The 13,720-nt window shown below is 65.4% G+C and carries 15 protein-coding genes; 8 read left to right on the plus strand and 7 right to left on the minus strand.

Translation table 11 applies throughout. The features are described 5' to 3' along the window. The first annotated feature begins 5 nt into the window (after positions 1-5). From H9L13_RS05315 to folE, 3 genes are read left to right on the plus strand one after another with little or no spacing between them, the layout of a single operon-like run. Entirely contained in the window at positions 6-248 is a 243-nt protein-coding gene (locus H9L13_RS05315) for a DUF6356 family protein (protein ID WP_187539668.1), read from the plus strand. Continuing rightward, positions 238-1,560 (plus strand): FAD/NAD(P)-binding protein, encoded by a 1,323-nt coding sequence (locus H9L13_RS05320; protein WP_187539670.1) that lies wholly within the window; start codon positions 238-240, stop codon positions 1,558-1,560. The genes H9L13_RS05315 and H9L13_RS05320 overlap by 11 nt, the downstream gene beginning before the upstream one ends. After that, entirely contained in the window at positions 1,557-2,183 is a 627-nt protein-coding gene (gene folE / locus H9L13_RS05325; protein ID WP_187539672.1) for a GTP cyclohydrolase I FolE, read from the plus strand. The genes H9L13_RS05320 and folE overlap by 4 nt, the downstream gene beginning before the upstream one ends. A 68-nt stretch (positions 2,184-2,251) precedes the next feature. On the opposite strand, the gene H9L13_RS05330 is transcribed toward folE, so the two are convergent. After that, positions 2,252-2,710 (minus strand): ferritin-like domain-containing protein, encoded by a 459-nt coding sequence (locus H9L13_RS05330; protein ID WP_187539674.1) that lies wholly within the window; start codon positions 2,708-2,710, stop codon positions 2,252-2,254. A 170-nt stretch (positions 2,711-2,880) separates the two neighbouring features. Here H9L13_RS05330 and H9L13_RS05335 point away from each other — a divergent pair, with 170 nt between their 5' ends. The 3 genes from H9L13_RS05335 (at position 2,881) to H9L13_RS05345 (ending at position 6,310) form a co-directional block, all read left to right on the plus strand. Then, positions 2,881-4,443, plus strand: a complete 1,563-nt coding sequence (locus H9L13_RS05335; protein ID WP_280528175.1) for a flavin monoamine oxidase family protein — start codon at positions 2,881-2,883, stop codon at positions 4,441-4,443. 52 nt (positions 4,444-4,495) lie between these two features. Continuing rightward, positions 4,496-5,773, plus strand: a complete 1,278-nt coding sequence (locus H9L13_RS05340; protein WP_235091206.1) for a dicarboxylate/amino acid:cation symporter — start codon at positions 4,496-4,498, stop codon at positions 5,771-5,773. Positions 5,774-5,962: 189 nt separating this feature from the next. Continuing rightward, positions 5,963-6,310, plus strand: a complete 348-nt coding sequence (locus tag H9L13_RS05345; RefSeq protein ID WP_187539676.1) for a UrcA family protein — start codon at positions 5,963-5,965, stop codon at positions 6,308-6,310. Positions 6,311-6,382: 72 nt separating this feature from the next. Here the strand turns inward: H9L13_RS05345 and H9L13_RS05350 are convergent, their stop codons facing one another. Further along, the gene (locus H9L13_RS05350) at positions 6,383-7,129 is read right to left on the minus strand and encodes a LytR/AlgR family response regulator transcription factor (protein ID WP_235091207.1); all 747 of its coding nucleotides are present in this window, start codon (positions 7,127-7,129) and stop codon (positions 6,383-6,385) included. Continuing rightward, positions 7,122-8,342: a sensor histidine kinase gene (locus tag H9L13_RS05355; RefSeq protein ID WP_187539678.1), complete on the minus strand. Its 1,221-nt coding sequence runs from the start codon at positions 8,340-8,342 to the stop codon at positions 7,122-7,124. Before H9L13_RS05355 ends, H9L13_RS05350 begins: the two co-directional genes overlap by 8 nt. Before the next feature lie 176 nt (positions 8,343-8,518). Here H9L13_RS05355 and H9L13_RS05360 point away from each other — a divergent pair, with 176 nt between their 5' ends. Continuing rightward, positions 8,519-8,731 carry a hypothetical protein gene (locus H9L13_RS05360; RefSeq protein WP_187539680.1) on the plus strand — a complete coding sequence of 71 codons (213 nt, stop codon included), beginning with the start codon at positions 8,519-8,521 and terminating at the stop codon, positions 8,729-8,731. Positions 8,732-8,926: 195 nt separating this feature from the next. Next, a complete protein-coding gene (locus H9L13_RS05365) occupies positions 8,927-9,478 on the plus strand; it encodes a P-loop NTPase family protein (RefSeq protein ID WP_408022125.1) in 552 nt (183 codons plus the stop codon). 81 nt (positions 9,479-9,559) lie between these two features. Here the strand turns inward: H9L13_RS05365 and H9L13_RS05370 are convergent, their stop codons facing one another. Genes H9L13_RS05370 through H9L13_RS05385 form a run of 4 tightly spaced genes read right to left on the minus strand, consistent with a single transcriptional unit; the run spans position 9,560 to position 13,653 of the window. Then, complete coding sequence (locus H9L13_RS05370; RefSeq protein ID WP_187539682.1) at positions 9,560-10,060, minus strand: 5' nucleotidase, NT5C type; 501 nt, start codon at positions 10,058-10,060, stop codon at positions 9,560-9,562. Further along, positions 10,060-10,437, minus strand: coding sequence for a hypothetical protein (locus H9L13_RS05375; protein ID WP_187539683.1), 378 nt, complete (start codon positions 10,435-10,437; stop codon positions 10,060-10,062). The genes H9L13_RS05370 and H9L13_RS05375 overlap by 1 nt, the downstream gene beginning before the upstream one ends. Before the next feature lie 27 nt (positions 10,438-10,464). Beyond that, positions 10,465-11,862, minus strand: a complete 1,398-nt coding sequence (locus tag H9L13_RS05380; protein WP_187539685.1) for a Mur ligase family protein — start codon at positions 11,860-11,862, stop codon at positions 10,465-10,467. A 42-nt stretch (positions 11,863-11,904) separates the two neighbouring features. Next, the gene (locus tag H9L13_RS05385; RefSeq protein ID WP_187539686.1) at positions 11,905-13,653 is read right to left on the minus strand and encodes an N-acyl-D-amino-acid deacylase family protein; all 1,749 of its coding nucleotides are present in this window, start codon (positions 13,651-13,653) and stop codon (positions 11,905-11,907) included. Positions 13,654-13,720 lie beyond the last annotated feature (67 nt).

The following is a 13,720-nucleotide window of genomic DNA, read 5'->3' on the forward strand; positions in this document are numbered from 1 at the left end:
GCCCCGTGGGACGCTTATTTACCGATCACCCGCGCTCGCTCGGGATGAGCTGGGCCAGCCACGGCGCCGGCGCCATCAAGATCGGCGGAGAGCTGATCGGCGCGGGTGTGGCCTGCATCGTCCACGCCGTCGTGCCGGCGCTGTTCACGCAGACCGCGGGCAAGGTGGTCACGCGGATCTACGACCATATGCAGCAGCGCAAGGCGGGCGCGGCCAATCCGGAGAATTGGTCCGATTATGAAATCTGACCGGGTCGTCTCGGTCGCGATTGTGGGTGGCGGGGCGTCGGGGACGATCCTCGCCGCGCAACTCGCGCGGCGCGGCATTGCAAGCATTCTGATCGATGGCAGCGGCCGCATCGGCCGCGGCGTTGCATATTCGACGACCGAACCCGCGCACCTGCTCAACGTCCGTGCCGATGGAATGAGCGCGATGGCCGGGGAACCCGAGCATTTCGCGGACTGGTTCGAAGCGCGTGGCGGCAATCGCGCCGGGTTCGCGCAGCGGCGGCTGTTTGCGAATTATTTGGCCGAACTGCTCGACGAAGCGGTTGGCAGCGGTTGCACCGAATTGTCCCATTCGACTGTGGTCACGGCCGCGCGAGGCGAGGATTGGCGGATCGAGCTCGACAACGGCCAGTCAATTGCCGCTAGGGCACTCGTCCTCGCCCTAGGCAATCAGCCGCCCGGCGGCTTGCGCGCGTTCGACCAGGCTGGCCCGAACTATATCGCCAACCCGTGGGGCGCGCGCGCGTCGGCTGCGGTGCGCGACAGCGCGGAGAATGGCGGCCGCGTGCTGCTGGTCGGTACCGGCCTGACCATGATCGACCTTGTGCTTTCGCTCGAGGCTGCGGGGCATGACGGCCAGGTCGTGGCGATCTCGCGCCGCGGTCAGATTCCGCGGGCGCACGGCGATTATGACCCCTCGCCGGTCGCCGCAGGGGAGCTTCCAAGCGGCAATCTGCGCGACATGCTGCGCTGGGTGCGGCGTCGTTCCGTAGTCGCCGGGTGGCGTGCCGCGGTGGATAGCCTGCGGCCGCACAGCCACCCCTTATGGCAAAGCCTGTCGGCCGACGAGCAGAAGCGCTTTCTTCGTCACGCGCGACCCTATTGGGACGTCCATCGGCACCGAATTGCGCCCGAAGTGTCGAATATCGTCGCGAGGCTCATTGCCGCCGGGTCGCTGGAAATCATTTCCGGCCGAATCGTCGCTGCGGACGCTGCGGAGGAAGGGATCAACGTGACCTATCGCCGCCGGGGCGAGGAAGAGAGCCGCACCGCCCGCTTCGATTACGTGTTCAATTGCACGGGCCCGCTGCATTCCATTGAAAGGACGAACGACCGGCTCGTGCGCAGCCTGCTCAATGCCGGCGAAGTTCGGCCCGACCATCTCGGGATCGGGTTGGAGGTCGACGAGCGAGCGCGCGCCACGCCGGGGCAACGACTGTGGGCCTTGGGACCGCTGACCAAGGGCCGCTATTGGGAGATCGTCGCCGTTCCTGATATCCGCGAGCAAGCCGCGCAAGTGGCCGATGATATCGCGCAGGAGTTGGCCGGATGACCGATCGAAACGCCCATGGCGAGCCCGAGGACGGCGATCTCGTCGAGCCCGCGACGGCCGGCGACATCCCCGCCGACGTCAGCGAAGCGGTCCGTACGATCATCCGCTGGGCCGGGGACGATCCGGAGCGGGAAGGGCTGCTCGACACGCCGCGTCGCGTCGCGCGGGCCTGGCGCGAATATGCCCGCGGCTATGCCGAGGACCCGGCACTGCACCTGAGCCGCACGTTCGACGAAGTCGGGGGATATGACGAGATCGTCCTGCTCAAGGACATTCCGTTCCAGTCGCACTGCGAGCATCACATGGCGCCGATCATCGGCAAGGCGTCGATCGCTTATTTGCCGGCTGACCGGGTGGTCGGGATCAGCAAGCTGGCGCGAGTGCTTCACGGGTTCGCGCGGCGACTGCAGGTGCAGGAGCGGCTGACCGCACAGGTCGCGGATACCATCTGGGAGCATCTCCAGCCCAAGGGCGTCGCGGTGATCATCGAGGCGAGCCACGCCTGCATGACCGCGCGCGGCGTCAACACGCCGGGCGTGATGATGACGACGAGCCGGATGATGGGCACATTCCGCGAGGACGAGCGGAGCCGCCGCGAAGTGCTTGCGCTGATGGGCTATTAAAAAACAGCGGGGCGGCTCCGCTGGCCGGAGAGCCGCCCGCACCCCACCCGAACGGGTGGTGCTAAAAGTTAGGCCGACGCGTCGAGGCTGTGCTTCAGCTGACTCATCTGGTCATGGCCGGCGCGAACAGACTGATAGGCCTTTTCGACCACCGCCCGGCTGTCGCCGGTCAATTCGTGGCTGTTGAGCGCAGTCTCGAACTTTTCCTTGAGATAGTCTTCGCCGCGCTCGACCTCATTGATGATCGCCTGATCGTCGCGCCCGGTGATCGTGGCCTTGAGATCAAGGAAGCGCTGGTGCGTCTTGCCCATGAACGAGCCGTCGTCTTCCGGATTGCCGCCGAGCCGGCGCACTTCAGCGCGCAGGTCTTCGACGACTTGCTGGCGTTCGCTGGCGCGGCTGCGGAACACCTCCTGAAACTTGCCGCCTTCGCTGTTCGCCGCTGCGTCTTCATAACCGTTGATGCTGTCGATCAGGGTTGCGATCAGCGTGTTGAGGGTGGTCGTCTGTTCGTTGCGTTCGGTCACGATGTCTTGCTCCAGTACAAAAAGGGAGAATGTATCCGGTCCTAACGCGCGAACAGCCGAGCCGATGCGGCGACTCCGTCGAATTTTCTGTGCACAGGCCGTAATTTGCTGTCAGTCTGGTGCGCGGCTGCCGTGGGGGGCGATGCGGCGCCACGCGATGGAGGGGGACCATGGCACTAACGCGGCGGACGCTTCTGGAACAGATCGGGACGATCGGCGGCGCTGGCGCGGCCTATATGGCGATGGAAGCGCTGGGCCTTGCGATGCCCACCCCCGCGGGCGCGGAAAACTTCCAGCTTCCGCCGAGTAGCGGAAACGGCAAATCGGTCGTCATCCTCGGCGCCGGCATCTCCGGCCTGATCGCGGCCTACGAGCTCGGCCGCGCCGGATATCGGGTCACTGTCCTCGAGGCGCGCGACCGAGCTGGCGGGCGTGCGTGGACGGTGCGCGGCGGCGACCGCATCGTGCAGAACGGGCGCGCCGATCAGGTCGCCACCTTCGAAAAGGGTCTGTATTTCAACGCCGGGCCGGCACGCATCCCATCCACGCACCGCGTGATCCTTGGCTACGCGCGGCAATTCGGGATCGCGCTGGAACCGTTCGTCAACGTCAACCGCAGCGCCGGATGGGATTTCGGCGGCAAGGTCCAGCCCGAGCGGCGCATGGTCAACGACATTCGCGGCCACCTTGGCGAGCTCCTCGCCAAGGCGATCGACACACATGCGCTCGACCAGCAGGTGCCGAAGGGCGAGCTGGAGCTGATTCGCCAATTCCTCGGGCCTTATGCCGGCGTCGGGCCGGACGGCGTTTACGTCCCCAGCGGCTCGTCCGGCCATTCGGTCGAAGGCGGCGGCTATACGCAGGAACCGAAGCCCCTGCCGCGCCTTTCGTTCAAGGAACTTGGCCCATCGCCGGCGGTCACGCTGCCGTACCTGTTCGAACATATCTACGACATGCAATCGACCATGCTGCAGCCGGTCGGCGGCATGGATCGCATCGCCAAAGCTTTCTACGAGCGCGTGAAGCCGCACGTGCGCTTGAGTTCGCGGGTCACCGCCATTCGCCGCATCGGCAACCGTGTCCGCATCGAACATGGCCCGGGCAAGCAGGTCATCACGGCGGATTTCGCGATCGTGACCTTGGGTGCCAACCTGCTCGATCGGATCCCGAACGATTTTTCGCCCGCGAAGAAAGCGGCGTTCAAGGGCGTCGCCTATCTGCCCAGCGTCAAGGTGGCGTTCGAAGCCCCGCGCTTCTGGGAGCGCGACGATTTCATCTACGGCGGGCTTGCCTGGACCGATCGCGCCAATGAGAATGTGATCTATCCGTCCGACCGCTTCGGCGCGGACAAGGGCGTGATTGTGGCCGCTTATGTCGCGGGATGGACGAATAACGACAATCCGCAGAAATTCGCCGCGTTCAGCGACGCCGAACGGCTGCGGATCAGCCGCGAGTCGGTCGAAGCCTTCCATCCCGGCCGCTCGCGGCTCCTGGCCAAGGGTGTGGCGGTGGGGTGGGGGTCTATCCCTTACTCCGAAGGCGTCGGCGCTATCTGGCCAGGGGGCGGCGCGCGCGGCCCGCATTATGCCGAGCTGCTCAAGCCCGAAGGCCCGATCGTCTTTGCTGGCGAGCATTTGAGCTACCAGGGCCTGTGGCAGGAAGGCGCGGCGCTTTCGGCGCACGAGGCGATGAAGATCGTCCACGCAATGGCGAAAGACCGCGCAACCGCTTGAATGCCGCCCCGTCGCGCAGCTAGGCAGAAGCGCACCGGGAGGAATTCGCGATTTGACCGACACGCAAAAGCAAGCTGCGCGGAGTTTCGCGGCTTATTGGGCGCTTGTTGCGCTCATCGTCGGGCTTGGCGCGGGGGCGATGGCGCATCTGCTCGACCAAGGCGTGCGTGAGGGGCTGCTCGCCGCAGCGGCGTTTGTCGGCGGCTTGTGGCTGAATGCGCTGAAGATGACTGTCATCCCGCTCGTCGTGGCGCTGCTTGTGGTGGGCATCGCCAAGAGCCGGGAAGCCGCCGCCGCTGGCCGCATTGCGAGCCGCTCCGTCTTCTGGATCGTGATTCTGTGCACGTCGTCGGCCGTGTTCGGCGCCTTGATGGTGCTTCTTTTGACCAGTGTTTTCCCGCTTCCCCGCGGGACCGCTGAAAGCCTTCAAGCGGCGCTGGGCGCGATCGAACAGCCGGACACCGCAGCGCTGCCATCCATCCTGGACTTCTTCAAAGGGATCGTGCCCAGCAACGTGATTGCGGCCGCGTCCAATGGCGACGTCCTCCCGCTAGTGGTGTTCGCCGTGTTATTCGCGCTCGCGCTGGCGAAGGTTTCAGCGGAGGGGCGCCAATCCGTCGTTGCCCTGTTCGAAGCGGTTGCCGACGCCTTGCTGGTCATCATCCGCTGGGTGCTGTGGGTGGCGCCGATCGGCGTCTTCGCGCTTGCCTTCACGGTGGGGGCGGCCGCGGGCGGGGAGGCCTTTGCCGGGCTCGGCCATTACATCCTGACGATCTCGGCCATTGGAGTCCTCATCACGCTTGCGGCCTATCCTATCGCCATCCTGATCGGGCGCGTTCGCCCGGGCCTGTTTACGCGCGCGATGATCGGGCCGCAGGCGGTCGCGATCTCCACGCGCTCGTCCCTGGCGTCGCTTCCCGCGATGCTGACCGCCGCCCGGGCAATCGGCGTGCGTGAGCAAGTAGCCGACGTGACATTGCCCATCGCCGTTGCGCTGTTGCGCGGAACCGGCCCCGCGATGAACTGCGCGGTCGCATTTTACGTCGCGCATTGGCTGGGGTTCGAGCCGAGCCTGGCGCAGATGATCGCCGCCACAGCCGTGGCCGCAGTGATGAGCTATGGGGCGGTCAGCCTGCCGGGGGAAATCACATTCATCAGCTCGATCGCGCCCATCGCTATGGCGCTGGGCGTTCCGGTCGCGCCGCTCGCCTTGTTCGTGGCAGTGGAGATGATTCCCGACATCTTCCGCACCGTCGGCAACGTCTCGCTGGACGTTGCGGTAACGACCGTCGTCGATCGCTCGACCGCCGAAAACGATCCCGAAAGCTGAACGCCAGCTGACCACCGTTCGTCGATTGGACGCGTAACGAACGGCTTTTGTCGGATCGCAGACAATCCCCGTTTCATTGTCGAGCCGCGCGCGACCAGTCGGCCGGATCGGCGCATATCAAAGTGGCGACGCGGGGCCGATCCCCTCATCCCCAGCTAGCTCCGCGTCGCAAGATAAAGGAGACGCGAGATGACCAAGACCATTCCAGCGCTGGCCGCGATCGCCGTGGCTGCGGCCCTGTTGGTCCCCACTGTCAGCCAAGCCGCAAGCGCGGATGCAATGACGGTTTCGTACGCCGACCTCAATCTGCGTGGTCAGGCCGGGCGCGACACGCTTGTCCGCCGGATCAATTTCGCCGCCAGCTCGGTGTGTGCTGTGCGCCAGGCGACCGACCTTGCCGCGCTCGGCGCGGCGTCGGATTGCCAGGATGGCGCGATTGCCCGAGCGCAGCCGGCGTTTGACGCTGCGGTCCGCGCGGCCCTCAACCCGACGGTGACCGTTTCGAGCGCCGCTGCATTGATCGTCACTGGTCAGTGAATTGCGCACGAGGAGCCGCCGCGTCCTTTCCCGGGGGCGCGGCGGCTTTTTTTTTAACCTTCTGAAGACTTCTTACCGTCCGGCGATTGCCCGGACGCGATCCGAATACAGGCGTCCCACGGGTTGCTCCGTACCGTCCGCAAGCCGGGCGAGCCAGCGACCGGATGGGTTGCGGGTAAACCCGCTGATGAAGTCCTTACGCACGATCGCCGAGCGGTGCAGCCGCACGAAAAGCTCCGGATCCAGGCCTTCTTCAAGCGCGGCCATCGAATGGTGGATCAGCCAGCTTCGGCGCCCGACATGGAGGCGCATGTAGTCCCGTTCTGCGGACACGCGGTCAACGTCGCGCGCGGCAATGCGCACCAGTCCCGACAGGTCCGACGCCCAGAATTCCTCGAGCCATTGCGACGCCTTGCCGGGCGTGGGCTGCGCGCTTCGCTGGACGAGATAGGCGCGGGCCCGCTCAATGGCACGCTGCAACCGGCCAGGATCGACCGGTTTCATCAGATAATCGACGGCCTCGACCTCAAAAGCGGCCACCGCGAATTGGTCGAACGCCGTCACGAAGACCACGGCAGGGGAGGGGTCGAGCGCCGCCAGCGCGCGCGCCACGCCAATGCCGTCGAGGCCGGGCATGGCGATGTCGAGCAGCAGAAGGTCTGGCGCCAGCGCCTCTGCCAGGTTGATCGCGGATTCGCCTTCGCTCGCCGTGCCGACAAGTTGCGCGCCTTCGGCCTTGGCGAGGAGCAGCTGGAGCCGCTCCGCCGCCAGCGGTTCGTCGTCGGCAATGAGGACTCGCAACGGCTTCGGATCAGACACTTGTTTCCACCGGCATGGTGAGCGAGACCTTGTAGCCGCCAGTGTTCATCGGGCCAAAGCGGCAGCTGGCGCGGTGGCCCCAGCGCGCTTCCAGGCGCTGGCACACGTTGGCGAGGCCAACGCCGGTGCCTTCGTGCGTGGCAGCGGGCAGTTCTTCCTTGGCGCTGTTCTTCAGGCGGTTGCTGATCTCCACGACCATTCGGCCATCGCCAAGATGGCGCGCTTCAATGCGCAGCAGAACCGCCTTGCGGCTCTTGGAAACGCCATATTTGATCGCATTCTCGACGATCGGCTGCAGGATGAGCGCGGGAAGGCGGGCCTGATCCAAACCAGGCGGAACATCGATCTCGACATGAAGTCGGTCGGGAAAGCGCGCCTTTTCAATGTCGAGGTAAAGGCGCTGGAGATCGATTTCCTCGGCCAGCGTAACATCGGCGCTGGGATCGAGCGACAGGCTGGTGCGGAAGAAGGTCGAAAGCGCCAGGAGCATGTTCTCCGCGCGGTCGGTGCGTCCAGTCATCACCAGTGACGACAGCGAGTTGAGCGTGTTGAACAGGAAATGCGGATTGACCTGGTAGCGCAGCGCGCGGACCTGCGCCGCCTGCGCCGCGCTTTCGGCATCGGCAACCCGCCGCTGGGCGCGAAGCGCGGCCGCCTGCGACAGCATCGCCATGTAGAAGGCGCTCCACGCGGCAAAGAAGAAGAACCAGGTGACCGCGCTGTCGGCCGCATAACGGAACCGATGGGACGCGTTGAGATCCGAGAGCCGCGGAAAGGTGAGGACGAGCGGCGCTTGGCCAGTGCGCTCAATGCGCAAGGTGTTGCCGGTTTCGACGACCGTATGACCCTCGCGCGACGTGAACTGCATCTGTTCCTGCGGCTTCTCCAGGAACCGATCGACCGAGATCAGGATCGCCGCTTGTGCCGCTGCTGCCACCAGGGATGCGAAAAGGCCGGCCGCAATCCGCCGCTTTAGCGAAACGTCGCGCGCCAGATACTGGAACGCGACGTAGATGAGGACGGTGAGAACGATTCCGACGCCAAGCGTCAGGGACCGGTTCAGGAGGATGGTGCCGGGGTCGGCGCTCAGGAAGGCGCGCGCAAAAACCGTGAGGTACCAGAATAGCCAGAAGGCCAGGATGGACTTCACCGCCATCGGCCAGTCGCCGAACCGGTGGGTCGTTTCGCGCCGGGTCAGCGCGAATTCGATCATGTCTGAACGCTTGTTCATGTGACGTTTATGTGGCCCGTGCGCCGTGCGAAGACAATTGCGTGCATCGTCTTTGGCAGAAGCACAAGGCGCGCCTGTCGAAACTGACCGCCATTCGCCGAACGGAACAGCGAGAGAGGGACGCACGTTCCGTGCAAAACCCCAGCAGGAGCTAAGAGATGGCGGGCGATCACAAGAAGACTATCCCACCGTCGGTTTCGTCCGGTGCGCCCGATGCCGACCTCGAGCAGCGGCTGAAGAAGAACCCGGGCGACAAGGACGCAAAGATCGATGTCGGCAGCGACGAGTCGATGGACGCATCTGACCCGCCGTCGGCGGCGCAGCCGGGCGGCGGGGACCACCCAGTGCCTTCGTCCGGATTCCCCGAATAAGTTGCGCGACCGTCACAAAAACACGGTCGCGTTGCAATAAATCAACAATCCACAGTTTTAGCGTCCTGCGTCAATTTCTTACCTAGACGCGGTGACTCCCCTCTGATTCAATCTGAACGGGGAGTGGGACTGTGGTTAAGCAATATGCAACCAACATCGCCGCATGATCTCACCCGGGCATAAGGAGTCGGGTTCATGATTACGCGGACCAGCCAACCGGCCAGCGGCGCGATGCTGATCTCGGAGATGAAGGAGTTCGCGAGCTTTCCGAAGGCGACGCAACGGTACATCCGCCGCGCGCTCGACGTGGCTTACGGCCGCCGCGACCCGCTCGAATGCTGGGCCCGCGACGAAGGTGAAGGCGCCTCGATCCGCGCCCAGGCCCGCCTCTACAAGCAGCTTGATCATCTTCGGCTCCAGGTGCCGGACGACAGCGGGCTCGACATGATCGAGCCGTTTATCGGCATGCTGATCACCATTTCCGCGTTCGACCTGGGTCAGGACCGCCTGCCGAACTTCGCCGCTTACCGCTTCCTTTATGAGCGGCTGATCGGCGCGGCTGCGCGGCCATGGTTGCCGGCGGCTTTCTGCGCCGCCGCGGCCTTGCCGCACCTGCACCCGGATCGCCGCCGCATCCTGCTCCAGTCGATCAGCGAAAGCGCGGCGACCGCGCCGGGCTGGTCGAGCCGCGAGCCGGTGTTCTGGCCCGAGTGGGTCGAGAAGGTCGACCACCAGCAGGCTGCCTAGCACCAATTGTCACTGCGAGCGGAGCGAAGCCCCACGGGCGTCATCGATTGCCGCGTCGCCTGTGGCTCTTCGCAATGACGGCTAGACCGGCACCGCTACCGACGGGAAAATCTCCGCCAGCTGCCTGAGGCTGTCCTTCGCATTCTTGTGATGGATGAAGACCACGCCGTGCGCTTCATAGGCCGCGCGGTGATTTTCGCGATCGTCGACCAGCACGTCGCCGGGTGTCATATGCTTGTGCTTGTCGCGCGCCATGCAGGTGATGATCGGCACACCGGGGAAGTGCTCGAGCGCCCACTTTACTTTCTGCGGCGCGGCCCAACTGCCGAGCGGCAAACCGGTGAGGATCGTCGGCGTGAGATGTGCGACCGCATCGAACAGCACATCGGCGTCCGCCATCTTGGGCAATCGCGCGTAGAAATTGGGTGCGGTCGCCAGCCGCTTCCAGAAATTGCCCTGGCCGCGTTTCGCGATGAATGCGTCCGGCGTGGCGCCAAGCAACTCGTGAACGCCGCGATCGAAATCCGCGAGAACGCCGTCGGCGTCGAGAAACAGTCGCGGGCGGTGATCATCCCCGGCCATCAAAACCGAGCCGGCTCCAGATCGATCGGGATCGGGGCGGGCAGCCAGTCCCAGCCGCGGTCGCGCAGGACGTCGTTGCTTTCACGCGCCTTGCGCCCCGGGCCGAGCGACCAGGTGATGTGATAGGTGGAGCCGTCCGGCCGGTCCGTCGTGCCATCCAGCGCCACCACCAGCGCCTCAAGGCTCGTGCCGTCGTCGACGCGCCCGACGATCTGCGCCTCGCCTTTCCGCGGCAGGGGTGTGTCGGCGGTCGCCCCGACACGCAGGGTGACGTGGTCCGCGATGACCTGGTCATATTGCGGCGGGAATTGCTCGAGCAGCCGATCGCGCGCGTCGCGCGGAAGCTTCCAGCCGGTGACCGTTCCGGTTCTTGCCATATGCGCCCTTACGCAGTCGCCCCGACGTCAGTTCCGCGTGTCGAGCCGATCGACCAATTGTTGCGCGAAATCGATAAGCGTGTCGTCACGCGCGCCCATGATGACGATGCGGTCGCCGGCCTTGGCTTCGGCGACCAGGGCATCGGCGATCTTCGCACGCTCCGAAATATGCTCGGCGGTCGCGCCGCGATCGGCGATTTGCGCCGCGAACCAGTCGGACCCGCGCGAGCGGTCGACCGTGCCGCCCTGATAAACAGGGTCGGGCAGGTACAGCCGGTCCTCCCCGATCATGCCCTTGGCGAAACTGTCTGCAAGTTCCTCGCCCATCTTGCTCAGCGGACCATAGCCGTGCGGCTGGAACATGATCAGCAAGCGCCCCGGCTGGGCGCGAAGGGTTGCCAGCGACGCGTCGATCTTGTCCGGATTATGCGCGAAATCGTCAATCACGGTGACATCGCGGGCGGTGCCGACGGTTTCGAGCCGGCGCTTCAGCCCCTCGAACCGTGCAAGTGCGGCCACGGCCTCTTCCAGCCGAACGCCAAGCGCGCGCGTCGCCGCTAGGGCGGCAAGCGCGTTCGACGCATTGTGGCGGCCCGGCGCCGACATGCGCACCTCGTGCCGCTCGCCCTCCGCCTCGACCGCGAAAGACACGCCGTCGGCCAGCAGCTGCAGATCCTTGCCCATGAAATCGGCGCCGGGGCTGTCGAAGCCATAACCGATCCTGCGGTCGGGCGGCGCCACGTCGGACAGCGCGCGTACCTCGGGGTCGTCGAGGTTGAGCACCGATTTCTTCGCGCGCAGCACGAACCCGCCGAACAGAGTCCGCAGCTCGCCCATTTCCTTGTGGTCGAGGCTGATGTTGGTCAGCACCGCAATCTCCGGCTGGTAGAGCGCGATCGACCCGTCGCTCTCGTCGACCTCGCTCACGAACAGCTCGGGATCGCCGACGAGGGCGCTGGCGAACGGCGTCGACGGGCTGACGAAATTTTTCATCACCGCGCCGTTCATCACCGTCGGCTGCCGGTGGCAGGCGTGGAGGATCCAGCCGATCATGCCGGTCACGGTGGACTTGCCGCTGGTCCCGCCGACGGCAACGCTGCGCTGCGCATCGTTGAGCAATTGCGCCAGGAATTGCGGGCGAGTCAGATGGTCGAGGCCAAGTTCGCGGGCGCGGACGACGTCGGGCACGGTCTCCTCGACCGCGGCGGAGGTGACCAGCGTCATGCCCTCCTGCAGCCCCGACCCGTCCTGCGGAAACAGTTGAATGCCAAGCGAACGCAGATAATCGAACTTGGCCGGCGTCCGCCCCGCATCGAGCGAGCGATCCGAGCCCGCGACCTTGGCGCCGCCGGCGCGGACGATACTGGCGAGCGGCAGCATCCCGCTGCCGCCGATGCCGCTGAAGAAAATCGAGGAGTCAGTCATTGGCGCCGCCCTATTGGCTGGCGGGCGATCTGACAAACACCGCTATTTGCACGCGCCTCCGCCCGGCCAGCCGGTCCAGCCGGGGCCGCGCACGACGCGACCGGGCTTGGCGCCGGTGTGTGTGCCGTCCTTGAGGACTTGCACGCCGTTGACGAAGACGTCGCGGACGCCGGTCGCGAGCTGGTGCGGCTTTTCGAACGTGGCATGGTCGCGGATCGTGGCGGGGTCGAAGATGACGATGTCGGCGGCGTAGCCGGTTTTCAATGACCCGCGGTCCTTGAGAGCAAGGTTGGTAGCCGGAAGCGAGGTCAGCCGACGGATCGCGTCCGGTAGGTTCGCCGCCTTTTCGTCGCGGACATATTTGCCGAGCAGTCGCGCGAAATTGCCGTAGGCGCGCGGGTGCGTGCTGGACTTGAGGAACACGCCTTCGGGCGCCATCGACGCCGCGTCGGAGCCGAAGCTCATCCACGGCAGGCCGACCTCCCGCCGGACATTGTCCTCGTTCATGCCGAAATAAACGACCTGGATGCGCGTCTCATCGGCGACGATCAGGTCCGCGGCGACCTCCTCGGGGCGCTTGCCGCGTTCCTTGGCGACGCTGCCGAGCGTGCGGCCCGTCAGCGGCTTGAGCGCCTCCGACTTGAAGCCGACGAGCAGCACCTTGTCGGGCTCCTCGACCACCAGCTTGGTGTTCTCGGTCGCCTTGGGCCCGCGCATCTCGGCGAGTGCCCGCGCGCGGGTCCTGGGGTTCGTGAGACGCGCGACCCAAGCCTCGAGCCCACCATCCTGCACCCACAATGGAAACGCCGCGTCGAAGCCGGTCGAGCTTGCCGGATAAGTATACATGTCGGCGGTGATGCGCTGGCCCGCGGCGCGTGCCGCCTCGACCCGCGCGATGGCGGCGTCGATCTTGCCCCAATTGTCGCGGCCCGATTGCTTGAAATGATAGATTTCCGCCGGCGCACCCGATTGCTTCGAGATTTCCACCAGCTCGTCGATCGCCTCGATCAGCTTGGGCCCTTCGTCGCGGATGTGGCTGATGTACATGCCACCGCATTTGCTCGCTTCGCTGGTCAGCGCGACCAGCTCGGGCGTTTCCGCGAAATTGGCCGGCGCGTAAATCAGCGACGATCCGACGCCGAGCGCGCCCTCCTGCATCGCGTTGCGCACCAGTCCGCGCATCCGCTGCAATTGCTCGGGGTTGGGATCGACGTCCTTTTCGCCGAGCTCGTGCACGCGCACGGTGGTGGCGCCGACAAAGGAGGCGACGTTGGTCGAGACACCGCGCCGCTCCAGATGCTCAAGATACTCGCCGAGGCTGGTCCAGGTGATGTTATATTTGATGTCGCCCATGCGCTTTACTTCAAGCGCCTTCATCTCGGCGTTGAGCGGGCCCATCGACCAGCCTTCGCCGAACACTTCGAGCGTCACTCCCTGGCGAATGTCGCCCTGGCCGCGCCCATCCTCGATCAGGCTTTCGGTCGCCCAGCTCAGCATGTTGATGAAGCCCGGCGCGACCGCCATGCCGTTGGCGGCAATGTGAGTGGCCGCGGTGCCCGGCACATTTCGGCTGACCGCAGCAATCCGATCCCCGCTGATCGCGACATATCCCTGGTAGGGCGCGTCGCCCGACCCGTCGTAGATCATGCCCCCGCTGATGATCGTGTCGAAATGGATCAGCGGCACCGGTGCCGGTAGGCTGCTTGTCTGGACGGCAATCGGGGCGGGGCTTGTCGCGCAGGATGCCAGCATGATGGCCGCAAACCCGATCATCGCGTGACGCTTCGACATCGACACCCCCTGTCTGGCCTAAGACGTGGAGCGTGCCCTATTGCGGGGTCGGATGCTACGCCAAAGG

This window comes from Sphingomonas lutea (genome assembly GCF_014396785.1).
Lineage (GTDB): Bacteria > Pseudomonadota > Alphaproteobacteria > Sphingomonadales > Sphingomonadaceae > Sphingomicrobium > Sphingomicrobium luteum.